A 22,671-nucleotide genomic window follows, 5' to 3' on the forward strand; every position below is an offset into this window, starting at 1 on the left:
CTAAAAATCTCCCGGGCGGTCCGGGGGGCTGGCCCCCCGGCCTCGATCACCATCAGTCCTTCAGACTTTCTTCGCGCAAACCGTCGGCCAGCAGGTTCAATCCCAGAACCAGTGACAAGAGAGCCAAGGCAGGCGGAAGAGCAGGGTGCAGATAGATCGACAGCAGCTTACGCCCCTCGTTAATCGTTGAACCCCAGTCCGGGCTTTCCGGTGGCAGACCCAATCCAAAGAAACCCAAGGTCCCCAACAGAATGGTCGTGTAGCCAATCCGCAAACAGAAATCGACGATCAGCGGACCACGCGCATTGGGCAGAATCTCCCATAGCATGATGTACCAGGGGCCTTCGCCTCGCGTTTGCGCCGCCGCCACATAGTCGCGGGTTTTGATATCCAGCGCCAGCCCGCGAACGATACGGAACACAGTCGGCGAGTTCACAAAGACCACCGAGACAAACACCACCAAAATACCGCCGGGGATGTCGAACAGGTCCAGATAGGTTGGCAGACCCCAGATGCTATAGCTGTCGGTGCTGACAATGTACCCACCGGTCGAGATCAGCGACAGATACAGCCACAACGCCACCCCAAGCACACCAATCAGCAGCGGCGTACGGAAATTCGGGCGTGTGTAGTAACGAGAGTTCAACAATACGCCCAAAAAGATGATCGGAAAGACAAACAGGACAGCGGCCATATAGTTCGGCACCCCTGTCGCCACGATCTCGGGCGTGACCAGCAGATAGAACAACAGGATCACCGGGAAAGCCAGGATCAGGTTGGCCAGGAAGGACAGCAGTGTGTCCAAACGACCGCCATAGTACCCGGCAGGCAAGCCTAGCGTGATCCCGACCATGAAGGCGAACATCGTTGCCAGCGGGGCGATCTGCACCACGATCCAGGCCCCTTTGACCATGCGGCTGAACACGTCGCGGGCCAAGTTGTCTCCGCCCAGCAGATACCAGGCGTATTGACCCTCTTCCAAACTGGACAAAGGCGTTCCTGGTACTTTGTTCTTCATGCCCGAAATCTGGTCCAGCGGGTCATGGGTGACGATCAGATCCATCGCCCCAAAAATTCCGGTAAACACCCAGAACATCACAAGGCCGAACCCGATCATGCCGATGGGGCTGTCGAACAGCTTGCCATACAGACCCAGCTTGCGCTTGAACGCGATCGACATGGCGTAAAGCAGGATCAGCGACATCCAAACCGGCAGAAACTGCTGGGACATGGCGCCGATGATCCCGGCGTTTGTGCCCATCAGGATGCCAAGGACGATATAGGCAACCGCAAGGCCGACACTGGCCAGAAAACTGTATCGCATCGCGGCTTGGATCATATTTCGCAGCCCCGAACTGGACGTGAGCGTGCCGTCCGGGTTCACGGTCATCTGATCCTCGGGCAGGATGATGCTCGCCAGCATCCAGGCGACAACGGACAGCGCCATCAGTGCCAGCGCCAAGGCGATCAGCGGGTTGAGGAAGGCGATAGAGCCGGTCCAGGTAAGTGGTTCCATGATCTGACCCTCCCTTAAGAAATGCGAATACGCGGGTTGAGGTAGACATAGCCGATATCCGAGATCAGCTGCGTCACCAGCACCACAAAGACCGACACGACCGAAATCGCCAGCAAGAGCTGGATGTCGTTATTCCCCGCCGCCTGCACCAGCGCCCAACCAAAGCCCTTGTAGTTGAACAGGGTCTCGACGATCACCACACCATTCAGCAGCCATGGGAACTGCAACATGATGACGGTAAAGGGGGCGATCAGCGCATTGCGCAGCGCGTGTTTCATGACGATGTTCGAGAAGGACACGCCTTTCAGCCGCGCGGTACGGATATATTGTGCCGTCATTACCTCGGTCATCGAGGCGCGGGTCATCCGAGCGATATAACCCATCCCGTAAAGCGCAATCGTCAGCACGGGCAGGAAGAAATTCTCGAATGTCGGGTTCTCCATAGCCTGCGTGGCCGTGCCCTTGAACCACTTCAATCCGACGGCGGATGAAGTGAAAATTGCGATGAAGATCACACCTGACACATATTCCGGTGTCGCTGTCGTGGTGATGGCAAAGGTGGACAGCGTGCGGTCGGTGGCCGAACCCTCTTTCATGCCCGCCAGAACGCCAAGGATCAGTGCCGAAGGGACCATCAGCAGCATCACCCAGAACATCAGCCGACCGGTTAGGGCGAGACGTGTGCCGACAACTGTTCCGACCTCTTCTTTGAAGACTGTGGAATAGCCCCAATACCCCTGCAAGATACCGCAGAAATTGGGCGATTCCTCGGCGGTTTTACCCGGAAGAATGCATCGGCCCTGAATGGTTCCGTCTTCGTTGGTGTGCCGGTACGACGGCAGAACACCCAGCCATTCGCCATATTTTATGGGCGTTGACTGAAGATAGCCGCCTTTTTCCAGAAAACTCTCGACCTGTTCATCCGACATCCGAAAGTTGCCCTGCGTTTTGGCAAGCTTTTCGAGGTTCGGATACAGGTTGGTGAGGAAAAAGACCAGGAATGTCAGGCACAATGCTGTCAACAGCATGATCCCGACCCGCCTTAGAATGAATAGTCCCATGATAGCCCCTGTTGGTCGGCTGGCGCTGGTTTCAGGCCGTGCGCGTCGCTAGTATTTTTCGCCGGGTCAGCGCCGACGAAAAGGCCGCGCCCTTACGGCGCGGCCCTGTAGGTGTCGGCTTAAGAGACGATGCCGAACTTATACAGCTGCGGCAGGTCCGCGATGTGCTTTTCAACACCAACCATGTTGTCACGGTGGTGACGCATTGCTGTCCGCCAATAAGGCTGGATGGTCACACCCTCTTCGATCATGATCGTTTGCAGCTTGGCCATCACCTCGCGGCGCTTGTCCACATCGGCGATCGAGTTCGCTTCGGCCAGAAGCGCATCGAACTCGGCATTGGCAAAGCCGGACTCGTTCCACGCCACGCCTGACTTATACGCCAAGGCCAGAACCTGCGTGCCCAGCGGGCGGTGGTTCCAGTTGGTCGAGGAAAAGGCGTATTTCGTCCAGTCGTTCCAGAAGGTCGAGCCGGGCAGAACCGTGTGTTTGGCCTTGATGCCCGCATCGTTCAACTGCGCAACCACAGCAGCGGTGGTATTGCGACGCCAGTCATCGTCGATCGACTGAACTTCGTGCTCGAAGTCCGCCATGCCCGCTTCTTCCATCAGGGCCTTGGCACCTGCCGGATCATAGGGAATACGGGTCACCGCCGAGTCATATTCGGGGTGCATCGGACCTACATGGCAGTTCTCGGCAGGGATGCCGTAGCCGGACATACCAAGCTCGAGGCAGACATTGTTGTCCACGGCCATGGCCAGCGCCTGACGCACACGTTTGTCGCCATAGATCTTATTGCCATTGGCGTCTTCGGCCAACTGGTTCGGACGAATGACGATGGTAAAGCCCGAGGGGATTTCCGAGCGGGTCAGGCCGATGCCGTCGAAGATGTCAACAAATTCGCCGACCGATTCCCAGTTCATGTCGATCTCTTCGGCCTCATAGGCGGCCAGGAAGGCTGCCGGGTCGGTGCCGTAGTCGATAAACTCGATCCGGTCGATATAGCCGCCTTTGCCGGCCTCATAGCCCCACCAGTCAAAGCCTTCGTTGCGCACGAGCACACCTTTGACGCCGACCTCGTGGCTTTCGGGGATCATAAAGCCGGTGCCGACAGGGTTGGCCAGCATGTTATTGGCATCAAAGCTACTGTGTACGATGGCGGCCGGATAGTCCGCCATGCCGGGAATGATGGTGATGTCGGGCGCGTTACACGTCAGTTTGACGGTATGGGAATCCACAACTGTAATTGCACCGTCCGCGGCCTTCTGCGTGGCTTCGTCAATCAGCGATGCCATGCGGGATGCCATCGAGTTGCCCTCTAGCCCCGTATCACACCAGCCGGTGATGTTGCGTGCCACGTCTTCGGCGGTGAAGTCGTCGCCATTGTTCCACTTGACGCCTTTGCGGACGTTCAGAGTGTATTCTGTCGCGTCGTCATTGGCCTCCCAGCTTTCCAGCAGCATGGGTTTGAACGAGCCGTCATTGTTGTATTCGACCAAATATTCCAGCCAGCCAGCGGTGTAAGTGGCGATTTGGGTCCAGTCATAGGTGCGCGGATCCTTCAGCGCGCGCACTTCCATCTGATAACGGATGGTGCCGCCACGCTGCGGTTCTTGCGCGGCTGCGGGTGAATTCAGTCCGATCATGCCATAAGCGGCGGGCACGGCAACGCCCAACGCGGTGGCGCGAGCCATGAACTCGCGCCGGCTGAGCTTGCCGTCACGATATTCCTGTGCGTGCATCTCCGCCGCCCAGTGCATCGGTGCTCCGGTCAAGGTTTGCTTTGTCATTTATGTCTCTCCCTGTGACATCAATTTTTGTGATTTGTGAGTGGAACCGCTCAACGCCGAAAGAAGCGTGCAGCGCGTCCGCGGGTACTCGTTGCTGTGATACTGAACATCCCCATGCCTTCATTCGGCACCAGAAATTCTGTTAGGTCAACGTTCGAAATCGTCATTCAGGAGACAAAAGCGACATTGTGGAGGGTCGCAGCCTGGAAATACGGGATCGTGTCCTGGCTCAAGATGCCTGGCGGGTTCCCATTAACACAAGGGATTCGGATCATCGATGGCGCGTAATTCTTGCCGTCTATCGCGGTGGCAAGTTGCGCTAGTATCACTTTGAGAAATCAACGTGAATCCAGTTTTTCATCCGTGCTCGAAACCAGGTGCGTTGTCGTTTGGCGAACTGGCGGGTCGAGATCGTGGCGCGATCTCGGGCGGCATCCAGGGAAAGCTGGCCGTCAAGATATGACATAAGCTCGGGGACACCGATGGCCTTGAAGGCGGGAAGAGAGGGGTCGTAGAGGGATCGCATCGCCTCGACTTCATTCAAAGCGCCTGTATCTAGCATCAGATCGAAACGGCGATTGATCCTATCCAGAAGCCATTGTTTGTCCACGTCAAATACGATCGGCACCGTGTCGTCCGGGCTCAGAATAGGCGGCGGAGTATCAGCTTGCCAGTCCCGCAGGCTGCGTCCGGTGGCGCGCTGCACTTCCCAAGCGCGCTGGACGCGGGCGCGGTTTTGCCGGTCCAACCGGGCCAGAGTTTCGGCATCCACACCCTTGCTCAGCGTTTGCAGGTCAAGCTGGTCGCCCTCGGCACGTATTTCTGGCGGAGTAGCGGGTATTTCAGCCATGCCCTCGGTCAAGGCCGAGAAATACAGCCCCGTGCCCCCAACAATAATCGGGCGTTGTGGGCCGGTCAGCAAGGGTGTGACCTCGCGCAGCCAATGGCCGGTCGAATAATCCTGATCATACGCGACATGACCATAGAGCAGATGCGGTGCGCGGGCCTCATCCTCAGTCGAGGGGCGGGCCGAGATCACCTGCCAGCAGTCATACACCTGACTGGCATCTGCATTGATGATGATGCCGCCAAATTCTTCGGCGATCCGAAGTGCAAGTTCGGATTTACCTGACGCTGTCGGCCCCGCAATCAGTACGGGTTTATCGTCTGGGATAGGGGGCAGGCGGTCCCAAACTGGCGATGTATCTGTTTTGGCCATCGGGGCTGCCTTGTTCCTCATGATCCGCATTGAACCTGTCGCGGTTTTGCTTCATTTTGCGCCGGAATTAAACCCGTGCCAGCCCGGAGCGCAACATGACCCTTTCCCCAGACATCGATACCCCGAAAACCAAATACAGTCGCGTGATGCTGAAGATCTCTGGCGAGGCGCTGATGGGCGACCAGGGGTTTGGCCTGCATCCGCCGACCGTCCAGCGTATCGCGCAAGAGGTCAAATCGGTGCATGATCTGGGTGTTGAGATCTGCATGGTGATCGGCGGCGGCAATATTTTCCGGGGTCTCAGCGGCTCGGCGCAGGGGATGGAGCGGACGACGGCGGACTATATGGGGATGCTGGCCACGGTGATGAACGCGCTGGGGATGCAATCCGCGTTGGAAGAGATCGGGGTGTTCACCCGTGTGATCTCAGCCATTCGCATGGACGAGGTGTGCGAGCCTTATATCCGTCGCCGTGCTGTACGGCACCTTGAGAAAAAGCGAGTCTGCATCTTTGCCGCCGGGACCGGGAACCCTTATTTCACCACCGACACTGCGGCTACTTTGCGAGCAAATGAAATGGCTTGCGAGGCAATCTTCATGGGGAAGAACGGCGTGGACGGTGTCTATGACAAAGACCCCAAAGAACATGCGGACGCGGTGCGCTACGACACAGTCACCTACGATGACGTGCTGGCAAAACGGTTGCGGGTCATGGACGCCTCGGCCATTGCGTTGGCGCGAGACAACAACCTGCCGCTCATCGTGTTTGGTCTGGACGAACCAGGCGGCTTCCGGGGAATCCTTGCCGGTGAAGGGACTTATACCAAGGTTCAGGGCTAAGCCTTCACCCATATGTGACAAAAGCCGGGCCATCGCGCCCGGCTTTTTTTGTTCGGGCGCTTGACGGGATTGGTCGGTCTGGGCAGTTTGGCCGCGTCCTTGCCTGTGCTGGGGCTGTCGTCGCGGCTGCGGCGGCTCGGCTGGAAGACCTGCCATGATGTCCGAAGAGGCCGGAATCATGCCCGGTCCCTTAAAAGATTGACCTGCATGATCAAGGAGTTCCGTGCCATGAGCACTTTGGATATAGACTTTGTCCGCGCGCAGTTTCCCGCCTTTTCCGAACCATCTCTGCAAGGCCAGGCCTTTTTCGAAAACGCCGGTGGGTCTTACACATGCAAGCCCGTGCTGGACCGGCTGTTTCGCTACTATACCGAACGCAAAGTACAACCCTATGCGCCCTATGAGGCCAGTCGTCTAGCGGGCGCCGAGATGGACGAGGCGCGTCGGCGCTTGGCGGCTATTCTGGGCGTCGACACCGATGAGTTAAGCTTTGGCCCTTCGACCACGCAGAACACTTATGTCATGGCGCAGGCATTTCGGCAGTGGATGCAGCCGGGTGAAGCGATCATCGTCACCAATCAGGACCATGAGGCCAATTCCGGCCCGTGGCGGCGCTTGGCCGAGGATGGGATTGAGGTCAGGGAGTGGCAAATCGACCCCGAGACCGGCTCGCTTGACCCGCAGGATCTGGCAAACCTGCTGGACGACAAGGTGCGTCTGGTCTGTTTCCCCCATTGCTCGAACGTAGTTGGTGAGATCAATCCGGTGGCCGAGATCACCGCTATTGCGCATGCAGCGGGTGCGTTTGTCTGTGTTGATGGGGTGTCCTACGCGCCGCACGGCCTTCCGAATGTGGATGAGCTGGGGGCGGATATCTATCTGTTTTCAGCCTATAAAACTTATGGTCCGCATCAAGGATGTATGGTGGTCCGGCGAAAATTGGGGCAGACGCTGCCCAACCAGGCGCATTTTTTCAACGGCGATGTGCTGTATAAGCGGTTCACGCCTGCCGGACCCGATCATGCGCAGATCGCGGCCAGTGCTGGCATGGCGGATTATATCGCCGCACTCAGCGTTCATCACGGTGGTCCCGACGGGTCCGACACTCAGCGTGGAGCGTTCGTGCATGATCTGATGCGTGGGCACGAGGTGTCATTGCTGCAGCCGGTGCTGGATGCGGTGTCAAACCGCAATGCTGTGCGCTTGATTGGCACCGCTGATGCAGAAAAGCGCGCACCCACGGTTGCTTTGGCGTTGAACCGAAATGCGGAAGAGGTGGCGGGTGAATTGGCCACACACGGGATTATGGCGGGTGGCGGCGATTTCTACGCCGGGCGTCCGTTGCAGGCGATGGGGGTCGATCCGGCGCAGGGCGTGTTGCGAGTCAGCTTTACGCACTACACATCGCAACAGGAAATTGATCAATTATTGAATGCACTTGACGCCGTTTTGTGATCCAGTTCCCGTCCACTCCCGTAAAATGGGAAAAACATTTGGGCGGTTATGGAACAGCAATCTGCGATCATCATGTGGTTCCGGCGGGACTTGCGCCTGTCAGATCACCCAGCGCTAAGCGCGGCCGCCGCCACCGGTCGGCCCGTCATCCCGCTGTTCATCTGTGATGATCTGACGGACAAACTGGGCGCTGCGCCGAAATGGCGGCTGGGTCTGGGGATTGAGGCTTTTCAGAGCGCCCTCGGCAAGGCCGGAAGCCGTCTGATCCTGCGCAAGGGCATCGCGTTGCAAGTTTTGCAAGACGTTGTCGCCGAAACTGGGGCCTCGGCCGTCTATTGGTCGCGCGCGTATGACCCAGATGCTATTTCGCGCGATACTCAGGTGAAATCCGTCCTTAAGGACCAAGGGGTTGAAGCCAAATCCTTCCCTGGCCATTTGTTGTTCGAGCCTTGGAACGTGGCCACCAAAACGGGTCAGCCGTTTCGCGTGTTTACTCCAATGTGGCGGGCTGTTCAGGGTCGGGCGGTTCCACAACCGTTGGCCGCGCCGACTCGATTGACGCCTCCGGTGCACTGGCCCGAGTCCGAAGATCTGTCCTCATGGCGTTTGGGTGCAGCGATGAACCGGGGCGCGCAGGTCGTGACTCGCTTCGTGCAGCCGGGCGAAACTGCGGCACTGGCCGTATTGCAAGGGTTCTTGAATCGTCTGCCCGACTATTCCCGAAACCGAGACCTGCTAGCGTCCGAGGGGACCTCAACCCTGTCCGAATACCTGTCGCGGGGAGAGATCAGCCCTCGGCGTATTTGGCACGCGGTACAGAATGCTGCCCTGAACGGGGTGTCGGGCTCGGATGCCTATCTGCGTCAGCTTGTCTGGCGCGAGTTCGCCTATCACCTGATGTTTCACTGGCCGCATATCACATATCAGAACTGGAAGCCCGAATGGGATCAGTTTCCATGGCAAACGCGCACTGACCAACCCGAGGTTCTGGCATGGACGCGGGCCCGAACAGGTATACCAGTGGTGGATGCCGGTCTGCGTGAGATGTATGTGACGGGACGGATGCACAACCGCGCGCGTATGATCGTGGCAAGCTATCTGACCAAGCATCTGATGACACATTGGAAAATCGGGATGCGGTGGTTCGAGGATTGCCTGATTGACTGGGACATCGCCGCCAATGCGATGGGCTGGCAGTGGGTGGCCGGATCGGGGCCGGATGCGTCTCCGTTCTTTAGAGTGTTCAACCCGGTCACGCAGCAAGAAAAGTTTGACCCAGACGGCGAATATGTCCGGCGGTGGATCGCTGAAGGACAAGCCAATCCGCCCGACACCGCGCTTGCCTATTTTGAAGCCATCCCGCGCGCTTGGGGGCTGGCCCCAGATGACGGCTACCCTCAACCCGTTGTCGAATTGGCCGACGGGCGCAGGCGCGCGCTGGCGGCCTATGAACACTACAAGAACCAGTAAGGAACTGAAAACTTGCCAGAAACACAAACTCGGCCTAGCCTACGCCAACAACCGCATAGGGGAGAGCGGATGATCCTGACAACGACAGATGGGCAAGAAAACCTGCCACGATACTTCACACAAGTGACGAAGATGTTGCGAAAGATGGAGTCCGGTCGCCTGGACATTGTGCTGCCTGATGGCCGCGTGTTTCGCACCGAAGGGGCCAAGCCCGGACCAATCGCGCAGGTAGATATCCATAACCCCGACGTTTTTGCCCGACTAGTGCGTGAAGGTGAGCTTGGGTTCTCGGACGCCTATCTGGAAGGTGACTGGAGCACGCCAGACCTGCGCTCTTTTATGGACCTGGTGCATCTGGGCACCGAAACGGTTTACGACGATTTCACCGGCAAGTTTCTGGTGCAGGCTTATGAGCGTTTGCGGTTCTGGCTAAACGGAAACAGCCGCAAGCAGGCCAAGAAGAACATCTCGTATCACTATGATTTGGGTAATGATTTTTACTCCGCATGGCTGGACGATACGATGACTTATTCCAGCGCTTTGTTCGAAACCGGACAGGAAAGCCTGGAGAAGGCGCAGACGGCAAAATATGCCAGCCTTGTCGACGAGATGGGCGCAAAATCCGGCGATCATATCCTTGAAATCGGATGTGGCTGGGGTGGCTTCGCTGAATATGCCGCGAAAGAGCGTGGCTTGCGGGTCACAGGGCTGACCATCAGCCAAGAGCAGTTGAAGTTTGCGCAAGAACGTATTGAGAAAGCTGGTCTTTCTGATCTTGTTGAGTTCAAGTTGCAGGACTACCGGGACGAGCGTGGGCAGTATGATGGCATCGCCTCGATCGAGATGTTCGAAGCGGTGGGTGAGAAATACTGGCCGATTTATTTTGAAACCGTCCGCGAAAGGCTCAAACCAGGCGCGCAGGCCACGTTGCAGATCATCACTGTCGCCGACCATCGCTGGGACGTCTACCGCAATGGTGTTGATTTCATTCAAAAATATATCTTCCCGGGTGGGATGCTGCCCGCGCCGTCCGTGCTAAAGGATCAGGTGACTCAAGCGGGTTTGACCGTGGTCAAATCAAGGGAATTTGGCAAAAGTTACGATCTGACACTGCGACGTTGGTATGACACGTTCAACGATAAATGGGACGATATCGCTCAGATGGGTTTTGATGAGCGTTTTCGCCGCATGTGGAATTATTATTTGACCGCATGTGGCGCGGCCTTTGACACGGGTAATTGCGATGTGACACAGATCACAATAGCAAAACCGAGTTAAACAACGGACCCTTACAATGCCCACCGCGTCTCGTCTTGTCGCTGCAACCTGCTTATTGGTTGTGGCTTTTCTCGTCTCCAGCATGGTGATCGAGAACGGCGAAGAGGGGAAGGATTACGGCTGGTTCACCTATGTCAACATGTTGCTTGGGGTCATCTGTGGCTGGAAAGTCATGGGCAAACGTGCGGGCCGCGGGTGGACAGCCGGTGTGAACAACGGCCTGACCGGGATGGCGGCTCTGGTGTTCTGGGGCCTGTTTGTTCAGGGCTGCAATGAAATGATCCGGCTGGCCATGCGTCACCGCTATGATGGCCCGTTCGAGGCTTTGCTGGCCATTTTTCAGATCAGTGTCGAATTTGGGCAGCAGTTGCTGACCCCAGAAATACTGTGGACGTTGGCGATCGGTGCGTTGGTCGCGGGTCTTGCCACAGAAGAAGCCAGCCGTCGCTGGCGGTAATTCTCGACCGAATACGAGACTTGATCCGTGACTGACCTGTTTTTCTACGGCACGCTGCAACACCTGCCTTTGCTCGAGCTTGTGCTGGATCGCCCCGCATCTGAAATGAAACTGTCCGAGGCCAGACTGCGCGACCACGCGGTTTATGGGGTCAAAGATCAGGCGTTTCCGATGATCCTGTCAGAAAATGGCTCGTATGCGGAAGGATTGCTGGTTCAGAATCTGTCTCAGAACGACCTTGAGCGGCTCAATTTTTATGAGGGTGGATTTGACTACGAACTGCGCCCACTTCGGATTGAGACAGTGGAAGGTGACAGCGTGCAGGCAGACGTGTACTTCCCCGATCCGGGTCTCTGGACCCCGACGGAACTTTGGGAATTGCGAGATTGGGTAGATCGTTGGGGCGATATTTCCGTAACCGCCGCGCATGAGGTGATGGGCTATTTCGGCAAGATCGACGCGGCCACGCTGGCCAGAAACTTTTCGGCACTTCGAACACGGGCATGGGCAAAAATCGCCGCGCGTCAGCGCGGGACAGGGGACCTGCGTGATGTTACCAAGGATGTGGTCTTGCATAACCACCGGTATGCTCATGTGAACTACTTCGGAATGGAAGAGGTCGCGTTGCAACACAGGCAACATGACGGCACGATGGGGCCGGTTCTACAACGTAGCAGCCTGATGCAAGGCAGCGCTGTTGTGGTTCTGCCCTATGACCCGGCGCGCGATGTGGTCTTGCTGGTTGAACAATTTCGCCCGCCGGTTTTCATTATCGACGATCCCGAGCCCTGGATGTGGGAACCCGTCGCAGGGATGATCGACCCGGGTGAAACGCCCGAACACGCCGCCCGCCGCGAAGCGCAAGAGGAAGCGGGCGTGGTCCTGCAGTCGCTGGAGTATGCGGGCGGGGCCTATTCCTCGAGCGGGTCATCGACCGAATACATTCACCTTTACGTGGGTCTGGCGGATCTGGAACTGACAGTTCAAGGCGGTGGGCTGGCCTCGGAAGGAGAAGATATCCGAAGCCAAATCCTGCCATTTGTCGATTTCATGGATCGTGTCGATGCGCATGGGTTCAAAGATTTGCCTTTGCTGGCGCTGGCCCATTGGCTTGCGCGGCACCGAAACCGTTTGCGCGCCTGAGGATCGCCGCTTGTGGTTGGCGCGCGGCAACTGTAAATCTGCCTTGATCCGTAATGAAATGAGGGCGCCATGCGCATTGCGAAAGACCTTGCCGACGCAGTCGGAAAAACACCACTTATCCGATTGAAGCGCATCAGCGAGGAAACCGGGTGCGAAATTCTGGGGAAGGCCGAGTTCATGAACCCCGGCCAGTCGGTCAAAGACCGCGCCGCGCTCTATATCATTCGGGACGCCATCGCGCGGGGTGAATTGAAACCTGGTGGCACGATCGTCGAAGGCACCGCCGGGAACACCGGGATCGGTCTGGCGCTGGTCGGGGCCTCGATGGGGTTCAAGACTGTAATCGTGATCCCGGAAACCCAGTCCGAAGAGAAAAAGGACATGCTGCGTCTGGCCGGTGCGCAACTGGTGCAGGTGCCTGCCGCGCCATATCGCAACCCCAACAACTTCGTGCATTACTCGCGCCGTCTGGCCGAGGAACTGGCGCAGACCGAACCCAATGGCGCCATCTGGGCCAATCAGTTTGACAACGTGGCCAACCGTCAGGCGCATGTGGAAACCACCGGGCCTGAGATCTGGGAACAGACCGGCGGCAAAGTCGATGGCTTTGTCTGCGCCGTGGGTTCCGGCGGGACGCTGGCTGGCGTCGCTGATGCATTGCAGCCAAAGGGCGTTAAAATTGGCCTCGTCGATCCGATGGGTGCGGGGCTTTATTCCTACTACACCACCGGTGAGATCGCGATGGAGGGCAGCTCGATCGCCGAAGGCATCGGTCAGGTGCGCATCACCAAGAACCTCGAGGGGTTCAAGCCCGATTACGCCTATCAGATGACCGATAATAAGGCGCTGCCACTCATCTTCGATCTGCTGCGCGAAGAAGGACTGGTTATGGGCGGTTCGACCGCGATCAACATGGCAGGTGCAGTGCGTCTGGCCAAGGACCTTGGGCCGGGCCATACGATCGTGACGATCTTGTGCGACTACGGCACACGCTATCAGTCCAAACTGTTCAACCCGGAATTCCTGCGCGAAAAAGAACTGCCGGTACCCGATTGGATGACCGAAGCCCCACGCAGCATTCCCGGCGTGTTCGAGGACGTGTGAAGATGCGACAGGTCCGCCTGTTCCTGGCGCTTGTCTCGGTTTGTATAGCGGTTCTGTGTGGCCCAGCGGTCGCGCAGCTTTCGGACAGACAGAGCGAGTATTATCAGGGCTGGGTCAAAACAGCGGACCGAGCCGAGACCGTGATCGAAGCGGATCGCGCCTCGAACGCAGCGCTCGAGAATCTACGTGCGGAAATTCATACGTACCGCGATGACTTCAACCGAGCACGCGGCGCGAATACCGAGCGTATCCAGACGCTTGATGCGCAAATCAAGGCGCTGGGTCCCAAACCCGAAGGTGACGCGACCGAGCCCGAAGACATTGCCGCTCTGCGGGCCCATTTGGAAGAACAGCTGAATACGCTTCAAGTCCCGCAGATCATTTCGGAAGAGGCGTTCAGCCGCGCCAATGGCCTGATTACCGAAATCGACCAGCTCTTGCGGACCCGGCAGACCAAAGAGCTGTTGGAGCGGGGACCGTCGCCGGTCAATCCCGTGTATTGGGGGCCGGCATGGACCGATCTTCGCGAAGCAGGTCAAAACCTCTTTAACGAGGCGCGTCGAAACTTTGGCACGGATGTCGTGCATGAAAATCTGCGCGATCAGGGGCTGGGTATCGCCCTTCTGGTGGCAGTTGCCGGGGTTTTGCTGTTCTTCGGTAAGCACTGGTCCGAGGTGGCCGGAAACTACATGCGGCAGTTCGGCGGGCAGGGCAGTGGGGTGTGGACCTTTCTGACATCGCTGCTGCGCATTCTTTTACCCTGGCTGGGGGTCTGGCTGGTCGTCAAGGCCATTGTCATGTCCGGACTTCCCGGCTTTCGCGGCACATTGCTGCTGCAAAACGTGCCATATTGGGCTGCGATCATTTTCTATTTCGACTGGATCGGGCGGCAGGTCTATGTGCTGCAAGAAGCACAGGGGTTTAAACGTCTGACCGCCAAGCGCGTGGCTGAGTTGCGGGTCTATCTGGCCGTTCTGGCCGTGCTTTTGATCCTGCATGAGCTGGTCGACCTATTCGAGCAGATCGAGAATATCTCGGATGCGACGCGCGCTGTTGTCGGGTTCCCCGTCACCATTGTGACCGCACTGGTCCTGTTACGCGTGCGACAGATCCGAAGCAACGAAGCCCCGCTGGATGCTGATGATGGGTCGCTGGCTCGGGGGACGGGTTTGACCCAGTTGATCGAGTTTCTCCGCCGGGCATTGTTCCTGTTGGGTATAGCCAGCCCAATTCTGGCTGTCATCGGCTATACGAATGCCGCCGAAGCGATTGTCTATCCTGCGGTCAAATCACTGGTCCTGATTGGGGCACTGGTCATCTTCCAACGTTTCCTGACGGCCGTTTATGGCTGGATTTCGGGGCAGGGCGAGGCGGCGAAAGATTCGCTTTTTGCGGTCTTGATCGGGTTCGCGATGGCGATCTTTGCGTTGCCAGTTCTGGCGATCTACTGGGGCGCGCGCGAAACCGACTTACTCGAGGTCTGGTCCCGCATCCTGCTGGGTTTTGACATCGGTGGCGTGACGATTTCACCGAAGAATTTCTTAACCTTCCTGATCGTCTTCCTGATGGGCTTTGGCCTGACCCGAATGCTGCAAGGGGGGCTACGCAGTTCCCTGCTGCCCAAGACCAAGATTGACCCCGGTGGCCAGAACGCGATTGTCGCCGGGACAGGCTATGTCGGAATTTTCCTGGCGGCGCTCTGCGCCATTATGGTGGCTGGGTTCGACTTGTCCTCGCTGGCGATTGTTGCTGGTGCGCTGTCGGTCGGTATCGGCTTTGGCTTGCAGACCATCGTGTCTAACTTTGTCTCGGGTATCATCCTGCTTGTCGAGCGTCCGATCTCGAAAGGCGACTGGATCGATGTTAACGGGATGATGGGCTATGTGCGCGATATCTCGGTCCGTTCGACACGGATCGAGACGTTCGACCGATCCGATGTGATTGTGCCGAACTCGGACCTGATCAGCGGTGTGGTGACGAACTATACGCGCGGCAACACGGTCGGGCGAGTGATCGTGCCGGTCGGGGTCGCTTATGGCACCGATACCCGCCGGGTCGAGTCGATCCTGGGCGAGATTGCCAATGCGCATCCCATGGTTTTGGCTAATCCGGCCCCCAATGTGGTGTTTCAGGGGTTTGGCGCAGACTCGCTGGATTTTGAAATCCGGGCTATCCTTCGAGACGTCAACTGGATGCTGTCCGTGAAGTCGGACATGAACCATGAAATCAACCGCCGGTTTGTCGAAGAAGGTATCGAAATCCCGTTTGCCCAACGCGACGTCTGGCTGCGCAATCCCGAAACCTTGCGTGTGGCGGATCCCGCCCAGGACAGCGCGGCACAAGCGTCTGCGCCCGCATCCACGCCGATCGAGATGACCGAGGTTGACCTGTCAGGCGGGGACGGGGACGAGCCTTGACGGGTTTCGCGACCCTTTCCGCAAAGCGAAAAAAACGCTCTAATCGGGCCTTGCAAATCCCCAAGCGATAGTCCAAATATCGCCCGCACGGAGAGGTGGCCGAGTGGTCGAAGGCGCACGCCTGGAAAGTGTGTAGGCGGGAAACCGTCTCCAGGGTTCGAATCCCTGTCTCTCCGCCACTAATTTGGGACAAGATATTGATTTTAAATATTATACCTGTGTAGGGGTTTTTATATCCCCCATTTAATCCCCCTATATATGGTAAGCCTCACTTTTGAATTTTGGGCAAGTTACAGTTACCGCCCACTCTTTAACTGGGGTGGCCGAATTTTGAGCCTAGCCCCACACCGGACCTTCGTGCAATGCGCGGCTAACGTCGGGTCAGAGCCCTAACCTGCTCGTTCTGCGATTTACATAAATGTCTGCTTCCGTGATGCTTTCTGGAATGGCGCAATGTCAGATTTGTTTCAGCTGAGAATTGGCGTCACAGTATCTTCAGCAAAAATCTCTACAAAAGGCAGCAGGTTAACAACAGATCAAGGGAACCCGGCGCGCATATAAGCAATGATCTTCCAGATTTCTTCTTCACTCAGCGTTTGTTCAAAGGCTGGCATGTCTGTTCCGAAGCGTTCGCCGCCCTCGGAAACCGCCCATAGAAGGTACTCGTCCCCCGACATCGGCATCTGAACGAACCATCTGAGTAGGGCTGGAGAGGGAACGAGCGAACGTCCGGCGTCACCGTCTCCTAAGCCTTCCGCTCCATGGCAACTCGCGCAGTTTTCCCTGTAAAGAGCCTGACCCTCAGCAACATTTTCGGGCGTAGCGCGAATGGTGCTTCTTGCCCCCCGATATTCTACGGGAACTCCCTCGTTCATATACGTCCAGTGTCGTTGCATGCGCTGTTGCTGACCAGGCCCCATATTGCCGTGCCCCCAACCACGCATATGATCGGACCTCATGTGGTTAGATCCCATTGGCCCGTGACCCCACCAACCTCCTCGTTGTTGTTGAGCGCAACCCACTGTAGCAATGGTGATTGACAGGATGCTCAAGGCAAAAACGCGTAATCCAAGCTGTGTCATTTTCTCCTCCTTACTGTTTCCGCTCGATGAATGTCGCCTCAGGCCGCTTCGTAACTCGTAAACACCTCGGTACTACGGTCCCTAAGGATCAAAAACACGTCGTAGGCCTCACGACGATCTTCCGGCCCCATCCCCGGCGAACCGTAGGGCATGCCGGGAACGGCAAGTCCGATAGCATTAGGTCGCTCCTCCAACAGGCGACGAATATCGGCGACCGGCACGTGCCCCTCGATCATATAGCCGTCGATCTCGCCTGTGTGGCAGGAGATCATTTCTTCGGGGATGCCGTTGTCCAGTTTATGCCGGATGAGCTGTGTTCCAAGGCTGCGCTCCTCGGTAACGCGAAAGCCTTCCTGCCGCAGGATATCGATCCAAACCCGGCAACAGCCGCAATTTGGATCCTTCAGAACATGGATGGAAGGTGCGTTTTGCCCAAACGCGGCAAACGGTACTGTGCCGGCAAAGCCTGCAGCGTAAGTCAGAATTTGGCGGCGTTTCAGGTGCATAGCGAGAGTCCTTTGTAAATATTCCTCATTTGAGCCAATTTCGCATCATTCGAGATCGAAAGTCGTGATCTACGTCAAACATGCTGATGTTCGCCAACTTCCCGGCGCTCGGCGACTGCTTGGCGCACAATATGGAAGGCCGAGGAGAGGAACAAAGAGGCCATGACCGCAGCAACAAGCAGGTCAGGCCATCCACTTGCCGTGCCCCAGACGCCTAGAGCGGCAAACATCACCGCCACGTTGCCGATGGCGTCGTTCCTTGAACAGAGCCAAACAGAGCGGACGTTTGCATCACCGTCTTTATAGCTGACAAGCAGCAACACACTGGCAAGGTTCGTCGCCAGAGCCAAAGCTCCGATGATGCCCATGATTTCCGCTTCTGGGACGCCGACATAGAAGACGCGGTACACCGTCGATCCGAATACCCAAAGACCCATCAAGAACAAGCTGATCCCCTTGGCCAAAGCCGCATTCGTGCGCGCGCGAATTGAGGCACCGATCACGGCGAGCGAGATACCATAGGTCAACGCGTCTCCGAGAAAGTCGAGTGCATCAGCCTGAAGCGCTTGAGACTTTGCGTAGTGGCCGGCGGTCATCTCAACGACGAACATCGTCGCGTTCAACGCGATGACGATCCATAGCCGTCGTTTGTAATCATCCGATACGCCGTCGAACTTGGCGTCATGCCCGCAACATCCTGACATTGGAAAGCCCTTTTGAGTCCGCATCAGACATAGTGTAGTGTCTCTAGTGACTAGAGGTTCAAGAGGTATTTTCATGTTTTCTATCGGGGAACTTTCAAAGCGCACGAAGGTCAAAGTTCCGACTATCCGCTACTATGAGGAGATGGGCCTGCTTGCCGCACCAGAACGCACAGAAGGCAACCAACGGCGCTACGACATGGCAGGGCTAGAGCGTCTCAGTTTCATCAAACATTCGCGCGATCTTGGTTTCTCGATTGAAGCAATTTCCGATTTGATCGAGCTTCAAGGCCACCCGGATCGTTCATGCCAAGAAGCGACGGACATCGCCGTCTCACAACTTTCCGACGTTAGGGCAAAAATTAAACGGCTACGCGCTCTCGAAAAAGAGCTGGTTCGGATTTCGAAAGGCTGTGGTGACGAGCGGGTGTCAGAGAACTGCTATGTACTCGCGTCTCTTGCCGATCATAAGCTCTGTCACCAAGATCACTAAACTATGAGCGGACATTGCTTCAGCCGCAGCAAATGACTGTTTTGTCCGCAGTGCGGTTACTCACCACAATTCGACGAACGACCGCACCGAGCCCACAACGGACTACAGGAACTAATTACTTTGTGTGCTGGCTTGAACCCAGAACGCTGGCATCAATGCATTGCGCCATCATCCATTCCGTGTCCACCACACCCAGCTTTTGGCACAGCTTTTGGGATGGAACGTTGTCGCTTCGAACTCCTGTGATGAAACCGCGAGCGCCATTGTTCTCCCACATGTGTACAATCGCCATTGCCCCCAGATAGAGCGCAATCCCTTGGCCACGCCTGTCGGGTCGTGTTGCCAATGCACCCCAGAAAACGTCAGTGCCACGGTCAAAACTTGCCTCGAGCATCTGATGGCTTGATGCGCTGGCTACAGGTAGACCACTTCCGTCAACGGCAGTGAACACAATTCCGGGTATTGAGACGCCTCTCATGATTGAGCCCGGCACTGGCGCGACCCCCTCGTTCTCACACAAAGCAACGACCGATTTAAGCAACTCCTGTGGGGATTTTTCATCAATTCGCATAACTCGAAGGTCTTCTGGCAGCGAGCGATCTTCGAGCAATTGCTTCGCATGTTCGTAAGAAGCCGGACCTCCGCGATAGTGTTCATGCCTGTCAGTTTGAAGGCCTCGCGCTGAGAGGTTCGCGAATAGTTCGCGGTCAAGTTCTTTCGGACAATAGTAACAAATGCCTACGCCTTGAATGCGAGCGAGGGCCGCCATCAATTCGGCGGTATTCTCTACCGGACCATTCAGGCCGATGGCTCGCCCATAATACCGATAATGACCGCTAGATCCGAGTAATTTCCAAAGTTCGGCCGCTTGTCGCAGGGCAGCTATCCTGTCCGGGTTTCCGAAAAAATCATCCTCAGCCATTGATCTTTTCCAGTTGTATTGGCTGCGAATAATTATTGGCAGAAGTCCGTTGTCCCAGCAACCATCAACGGCAGCAAAGTCCGCATCTGTGTCCTTGGAAACGGATGCAGCGAAGGTTCGCAACCCGTCTGACCTGCAAGAACAAGGCCTGACAAAACCGACACAACCGACAAAACCCCTTTGCTTGGCGGTTCTGTCAGTTTTGTCGGTTTTGTCATTGCGCTGTTCACGGTGGTTCCTGATGGATCATCGGATTGACGATGTACAGTCGAGAACGTCGCCCGCCTGCTGCGCCTGACGGTTGTTCCACCAATCGGATAATGTCTCCTTCTTCCAGTGTCTTGAGGGCCGGATTTAACTCACTGGCGGTGGCCAACCCCGACCGGTCCAGGCGCAAGACCTCGCGGGATGTGAAGCGCTCCCAGTCTTGTTCCCGGATTAAAGCCACCAACCGCCGTGCGGCCCGTTCAGTCTTGGACAGCGATGCACTTGCGTAAGCGCGCTGCGCCATCGGCAAAGCGTGGGATGTGACAAACAATGCTGCCCGCTCAAAGTCCGCCTCAGTTACCTGGTGCGCCTCGTCTTCGATCCCCGTTGCCCAGTCCAGATACGACAACACCAGGGCAAGTCGAATAGTCATGCCGGGGAGCTTCCCTATATACGAGAGCAACAAGCCATCTGCTTTTGCCTCCAAGTCCCTTACGTAGCTACGTAACGTATCCAGGCGGTCGCGGGCGCCTTCCGTAAACGAAATGAGCCAAGGCCGCGTGACGTCGAATTCGTCCGTTACCATACGTAGGGATAGGAGCCTGGTGAGCGCCCGATCAATAAACGCATCATCAGGAATGGATTGCGGGCGCTGTATCGGAACGGGATCAGGCCAGATCGGTATGAACCGCGCCAACAAGCCATCATCGTCAGAGTTGATCAGCAACCCGTTCAGCTTGTCCGGCTGGATGCCTCCCACCACGCCAATAGACAGCCGGTCTATGTATACGGGATCACGTCCCATACGTTCGACCGTATACGCACGACCGCCATAAGCTTCGAGCCAGAAGGGTCGATCCGATCCGCCGCCGGAGTAGCGTGTCATGCCTTGCAGCCACCCCGCCAACTCATCCCGTGCCGCCAAAGTCCCGCGCGCCTGCTTTTCCAGGATCACGGCTAGGCGTTCTACGGTGCCGTCAGCTACGCAGAGACGCGGTAGGAACGGTTCTTGACCAGGATTGGCTGCGTCTGGTCGTTCGGGGGGCGTGGACCCGTCCCTAATCGCGGCTTTGGTCGCTTCCTTCCAGGTGTTTTCGGCAATCTTGGCAATCTCTGCCGCCTCGCGCCATTGAGCGAGTTCGTTCTCGGATATTTTCCGGAGTTCCCGCTCAGCTTTGCGAAGTGGTGTCAACACAGCATCCAAACCAGGAGATTTACCGCTGGACGGTAGGCCAATTGCCATCGTCCACAGGATTGGGGGTTCCGACCAACCCGCCCAGGGAGACACCCACCGGGTATTGCCGATCAACGACCCGGCGACTGCCAACAATGCTGCCACGATGTAGTCCGGTGGCGATGACTTTGCCTCAGCTGTAACAGTGATCCATTGCGCCCATTTTGGTCCAAAGACCTCTTCCAAGGGCAGCCTAGGCGCAGCGGAGCGTTCATCCCGCAAGAACCGCGAAGCCGGTTCTGGCCAATCCGGCGTAAAACTCTCTTCTTTTGGATGGACTGTCATTGCGCTTTTGCCTTTCCCGTCAGTACGTCGTTCCAGTCGTAGCCATCAGGGGCAGGCAGCAATGAGATACGCCAACCCAAGGCATAGGCACGATGTGCCAGCACTTGCGCGGCTTCCCGGCCAACGGCGTCGCCATCGGGCGCAATCACCAATTCGCCGGAATGTTCTGGCAAGTGTAAGGATTTTATTCCGCTTGCGCTCAGCGCCGCCCAAACCTCTATGGGTCCGTCCATCAAACCGGAGAGCAGCGACAGCCCGGTTTCGATGCCTTCCGTGACCACCAGCCTACCCGGGGTATGAGTAAGCCGCACCGCACCGCCTTTTGTTGCCCCGAGCATGGCCTTACCCGGGGTATACTCGGATTTGCCCGTGCCTTCTTGATTTAGGTAGGTGCGGTGCACAGCATCCGATCCGCTACCCTCCACATTGCCTACAAGCGCGGGGAGCCTCTTGGCCGCTGGATGCCAGCAATCGCCGTGAAAGCGAAGGCTTGCAGGCAGCGCGCAAGTAATGCCCCGTTTGCGTAGATAGGTTTCCGCCAGGGTGCCTCGTATCGGCTTAGTTTTCCGCCAGAGATTGCGTGCAATTTCTGCACGGCGTTGGTTGTATCGGCGCTCGTTTTCACGATGCTTGTTCAAAACATCGCTGCCGATTGGCGAATTACCGACGATACCGCCTGCCAAACCCATCCCTTTGAGTGCATCCAGAACACTCACAAAGCTGCACCCGGCATGACAAGTCAGCAAAAGCTGACCTGAATGCCCGTTTGCGATGCTCAAGCTCGGCGAGTGGTCTTCATGGGCAGGACAACAAGCCGTCCCAGAACGCCCGGTCCAGCGTCCACCTAGGGCGCGCGTGATGGTTTCAGCATCCATTAATTCCAGCCTCCCGCCTTAAAGCACTCCGGGAGCGCGGCAAGTTCGGGCGATGAGACGCCCAGAAACCTGTGCTGGAACCGCAAAAGGGCGTTTCGGGTGGTGCAGTAGCCCAAGTTGCGCCACCGCGCTCCAGCACAGGTTTTAACCGTCACGCGTTGTTGAAACAGCCATTGGAGGTCATCTTTGCAAACCGCGACGCGATAGCGACCGAGGGTAAACAACACGCGTTTGTAGTTCGTCGATGTTTCGTGATGCTCTGTCATGGATCACGCCGCCTCGTTTGAGCGGCTTTCCAGCCAGGTCAAAACATCAGACTGTCGCCAGCCCACAGCGCGCTTCCCAAGCTTGATCGGCTTTGGGAACGTTCCGTCCGCAATCATGGCGTAGATGGTAGACCGGGAAAGACCCACCAGGGATTCCACGTCCGGCCTGCGATAGATTTTGTCTTGCATTTCAGTGTGCCTCTTCGAGCGCTGCGCCATTTCTTTTGACGCGAACCGTTGTCGGCAGTATCGAGAAAGGCAGGGATTGCTCTAATTCCTAACTTTCCGTCGGTTCCGGTGTTGGCGCATCGGAGCCGACACGAAGCGCTAACTGCCAGTAAGCGCCGCGTA

General features: G+C 57.0%; 20 protein-coding genes and 1 tRNA gene. 10 read left to right on the forward strand and 11 right to left on the reverse strand.

Features of this window, described 5'->3' with window-relative positions; genetic code table 11:
- Positions 1-52 precede the first annotated feature (52 nt).
- The 4 genes from ACR0L1_RS20920 to miaA form a co-directional block, all read right to left on the reverse strand.
- Entirely contained in the window at positions 53-1,516 is a 1,464-nt protein-coding gene (locus ACR0L1_RS20920; RefSeq protein WP_170788568.1) for an ABC transporter permease, read from the reverse strand.
- A 14-nt stretch (positions 1,517-1,530) separates the two neighbouring features.
- Positions 1,531-2,577: an ABC transporter permease gene (locus ACR0L1_RS20925; RefSeq protein ID WP_170788569.1), complete on the reverse strand. Its 1,047-nt coding sequence runs from the start codon at positions 2,575-2,577 to the stop codon at positions 1,531-1,533.
- Positions 2,578-2,696: 119 nt separating this feature from the next.
- Entirely contained in the window at positions 2,697-4,367 is a 1,671-nt protein-coding gene (locus ACR0L1_RS20930; RefSeq protein ID WP_480860643.1) for an ABC transporter substrate-binding protein, read from the reverse strand.
- Positions 4,368-4,692: 325 nt separating this feature from the next.
- Positions 4,693-5,586, reverse strand: a complete 894-nt coding sequence (gene miaA, locus ACR0L1_RS20935; protein ID WP_480860645.1) for a tRNA (adenosine(37)-N6)-dimethylallyltransferase MiaA — start codon at positions 5,584-5,586, stop codon at positions 4,693-4,695.
- Between the two features lie 95 nt (positions 5,587-5,681).
- Here miaA and pyrH point away from each other — a divergent pair, with 95 nt between their 5' ends.
- The 9 genes from pyrH (at position 5,682) to ACR0L1_RS20980 (ending at position 15,928) form a co-directional block, all read left to right on the forward strand.
- The gene (gene pyrH / locus ACR0L1_RS20940; RefSeq protein WP_170769543.1) at positions 5,682-6,425 is read left to right on the forward strand and encodes a UMP kinase; all 744 of its coding nucleotides are present in this window, start codon (positions 5,682-5,684) and stop codon (positions 6,423-6,425) included.
- A 228-nt stretch (positions 6,426-6,653) separates the two neighbouring features.
- Complete coding sequence (locus ACR0L1_RS20945) at positions 6,654-7,880, forward strand: aminotransferase class V-fold PLP-dependent enzyme (RefSeq protein WP_480860647.1); 1,227 nt, start codon at positions 6,654-6,656, stop codon at positions 7,878-7,880.
- Between the two features lie 48 nt (positions 7,881-7,928).
- Positions 7,929-9,350, forward strand: a complete 1,422-nt coding sequence (locus ACR0L1_RS20950; RefSeq protein WP_480860649.1) for a cryptochrome/photolyase family protein — start codon at positions 7,929-7,931, stop codon at positions 9,348-9,350.
- 69 nt (positions 9,351-9,419) lie between these two features.
- The gene (locus tag ACR0L1_RS20955) at positions 9,420-10,628 is read left to right on the forward strand and encodes a class I SAM-dependent methyltransferase (protein ID WP_480860650.1); all 1,209 of its coding nucleotides are present in this window, start codon (positions 9,420-9,422) and stop codon (positions 10,626-10,628) included.
- A 16-nt stretch (positions 10,629-10,644) separates the two neighbouring features.
- The gene (locus ACR0L1_RS20960; RefSeq protein WP_170788573.1) at positions 10,645-11,085 is read left to right on the forward strand and encodes a TrgA family protein; all 441 of its coding nucleotides are present in this window, start codon (positions 10,645-10,647) and stop codon (positions 11,083-11,085) included.
- Positions 11,086-11,112: 27 nt separating this feature from the next.
- A complete protein-coding gene (locus ACR0L1_RS20965; RefSeq protein WP_480502932.1) occupies positions 11,113-12,228 on the forward strand; it encodes an NUDIX domain-containing protein in 1,116 nt (371 codons plus the stop codon).
- A 69-nt stretch (positions 12,229-12,297) separates the two neighbouring features.
- Complete coding sequence (locus ACR0L1_RS20970) at positions 12,298-13,332, forward strand: cysteine synthase A (protein ID WP_480860652.1); 1,035 nt, start codon at positions 12,298-12,300, stop codon at positions 13,330-13,332.
- A gap of 2 nt (positions 13,333-13,334) precedes the next feature.
- Positions 13,335-15,749, forward strand: a complete 2,415-nt coding sequence (locus ACR0L1_RS20975) for a DUF3772 domain-containing protein (RefSeq protein ID WP_480860653.1) — start codon at positions 13,335-13,337, stop codon at positions 15,747-15,749.
- A gap of 89 nt (positions 15,750-15,838) precedes the next feature.
- Positions 15,839-15,928, forward strand: a tRNA-Ser gene (locus ACR0L1_RS20980).
- Between the two features lie 357 nt (positions 15,929-16,285).
- Here the strand turns inward: ACR0L1_RS20980 and ACR0L1_RS20985 are convergent.
- The 3 genes from ACR0L1_RS20985 to ACR0L1_RS20995 all read right to left on the reverse strand — a co-directional run bounded on the left by ACR0L1_RS20985 (position 16,286) and on the right by ACR0L1_RS20995 (position 18,041).
- Positions 16,286-16,831 (reverse strand): c-type cytochrome, encoded by a 546-nt coding sequence (locus ACR0L1_RS20985; protein WP_170411849.1) that lies wholly within the window; start codon positions 16,829-16,831, stop codon positions 16,286-16,288.
- 38 nt (positions 16,832-16,869) lie between these two features.
- A complete protein-coding gene (locus ACR0L1_RS20990; RefSeq protein ID WP_170411846.1) occupies positions 16,870-17,337 on the reverse strand; it encodes a DUF411 domain-containing protein in 468 nt (155 codons plus the stop codon).
- Positions 17,338-17,411: 74 nt separating this feature from the next.
- On the reverse strand, positions 17,412-18,041 hold the full coding sequence (locus ACR0L1_RS20995) for a cation efflux transmembrane domain-containing protein (RefSeq protein WP_170566628.1): 630 nt from the start codon (positions 18,039-18,041) through the stop codon (positions 17,412-17,414).
- 73 nt (positions 18,042-18,114) lie between these two features.
- Here ACR0L1_RS20995 and ACR0L1_RS21000 point away from each other — a divergent pair, with 73 nt between their 5' ends.
- The gene (locus ACR0L1_RS21000) at positions 18,115-18,531 is read left to right on the forward strand and encodes a MerR family transcriptional regulator (protein ID WP_170566630.1); all 417 of its coding nucleotides are present in this window, start codon (positions 18,115-18,117) and stop codon (positions 18,529-18,531) included.
- Between the two features lie 115 nt (positions 18,532-18,646).
- On the opposite strand, the gene ACR0L1_RS21005 is transcribed toward ACR0L1_RS21000, so the two are convergent.
- The 4 genes from ACR0L1_RS21005 to ACR0L1_RS21020 form a co-directional block, all read right to left on the reverse strand.
- Positions 18,647-19,453, reverse strand: coding sequence for a GNAT family N-acetyltransferase (locus ACR0L1_RS21005; protein WP_170620333.1), 807 nt, complete (start codon positions 19,451-19,453; stop codon positions 18,647-18,649).
- Positions 19,454-19,679: 226 nt separating this feature from the next.
- Positions 19,680-21,179 carry a DUF3987 domain-containing protein gene (locus tag ACR0L1_RS21010; protein WP_170620334.1) on the reverse strand — a complete coding sequence of 500 codons (1,500 nt, stop codon included), beginning with the start codon at positions 21,177-21,179 and terminating at the stop codon, positions 19,680-19,682.
- The gene (locus ACR0L1_RS21015; protein ID WP_170620335.1) at positions 21,176-22,054 is read right to left on the reverse strand and encodes a toprim domain-containing protein; all 879 of its coding nucleotides are present in this window, start codon (positions 22,052-22,054) and stop codon (positions 21,176-21,178) included. Before ACR0L1_RS21015 ends, ACR0L1_RS21010 begins: the two co-directional genes overlap by 4 nt.
- A 269-nt stretch (positions 22,055-22,323) precedes the next feature.
- Complete coding sequence (locus ACR0L1_RS21020; protein WP_082025026.1) at positions 22,324-22,509, reverse strand: helix-turn-helix transcriptional regulator; 186 nt, start codon at positions 22,507-22,509, stop codon at positions 22,324-22,326.
- Between the last annotated feature and the right edge of the window lie 162 nt (positions 22,510-22,671).

This window comes from Ruegeria sp. J8, assembly GCF_056531925.1.

Coding starts and splice junctions, on each gene's coding strand:
- ACR0L1_RS20950 (WP_480860649.1), top strand. CDS start 7,929: ATGGAACAGCAATCTGCGATCATCATGTGGTTCCGGCGGGACTTGCGC.
- ACR0L1_RS21005 (WP_170620333.1), bottom strand. CDS start 19,453: ATGGCTGAGGATGATTTTTTCGGAAACCCGGACAGGATAGCTGCCCTG.
- ACR0L1_RS20985 (WP_170411849.1), bottom strand. CDS start 16,831: ATGACACAGCTTGGATTACGCGTTTTTGCCTTGAGCATCCTGTCAATC.
- miaA (WP_480860645.1), bottom strand. CDS start 5,586: ATGGCCAAAACAGATACATCGCCAGTTTGGGACCGCCTGCCCCCTATC.
- ACR0L1_RS20995 (WP_170566628.1), bottom strand. CDS start 18,041: ATGTCAGGATGTTGCGGGCATGACGCCAAGTTCGACGGCGTATCGGAT.
- ACR0L1_RS20975 (WP_480860653.1), top strand. CDS start 13,335: ATGCGACAGGTCCGCCTGTTCCTGGCGCTTGTCTCGGTTTGTATAGCG.
- ACR0L1_RS20970 (WP_480860652.1), top strand. CDS start 12,298: ATGCGCATTGCGAAAGACCTTGCCGACGCAGTCGGAAAAACACCACTT.
- ACR0L1_RS20945 (WP_480860647.1), top strand. CDS start 6,654: ATGAGCACTTTGGATATAGACTTTGTCCGCGCGCAGTTTCCCGCCTTT.
- ACR0L1_RS20990 (WP_170411846.1), bottom strand. CDS start 17,337: ATGCACCTGAAACGCCGCCAAATTCTGACTTACGCTGCAGGCTTTGCC.
- ACR0L1_RS20955 (WP_480860650.1), top strand. CDS start 9,420: ATGATCCTGACAACGACAGATGGGCAAGAAAACCTGCCACGATACTTC.
- ACR0L1_RS20930 (WP_480860643.1), bottom strand. CDS start 4,367: ATGACAAAGCAAACCTTGACCGGAGCACCGATGCACTGGGCGGCGGAG.
- ACR0L1_RS21020 (WP_082025026.1), bottom strand. CDS start 22,509: ATGCAAGACAAAATCTATCGCAGGCCGGACGTGGAATCCCTGGTGGGT.
- ACR0L1_RS20925 (WP_170788569.1), bottom strand. CDS start 2,577: ATGGGACTATTCATTCTAAGGCGGGTCGGGATCATGCTGTTGACAGCA.
- pyrH (WP_170769543.1), top strand. CDS start 5,682: ATGACCCTTTCCCCAGACATCGATACCCCGAAAACCAAATACAGTCGC.
- ACR0L1_RS20920 (WP_170788568.1), bottom strand. CDS start 1,516: ATGGAACCACTTACCTGGACCGGCTCTATCGCCTTCCTCAACCCGCTG.
- ACR0L1_RS20960 (WP_170788573.1), top strand. CDS start 10,645: ATGCCCACCGCGTCTCGTCTTGTCGCTGCAACCTGCTTATTGGTTGTG.
- ACR0L1_RS21015 (WP_170620335.1), bottom strand. CDS start 22,054: ATGGATGCTGAAACCATCACGCGCGCCCTAGGTGGACGCTGGACCGGG.
- ACR0L1_RS21000 (WP_170566630.1), top strand. CDS start 18,115: ATGTTTTCTATCGGGGAACTTTCAAAGCGCACGAAGGTCAAAGTTCCG.
- ACR0L1_RS21010 (WP_170620334.1), bottom strand. CDS start 21,179: ATGACAGTCCATCCAAAAGAAGAGAGTTTTACGCCGGATTGGCCAGAA.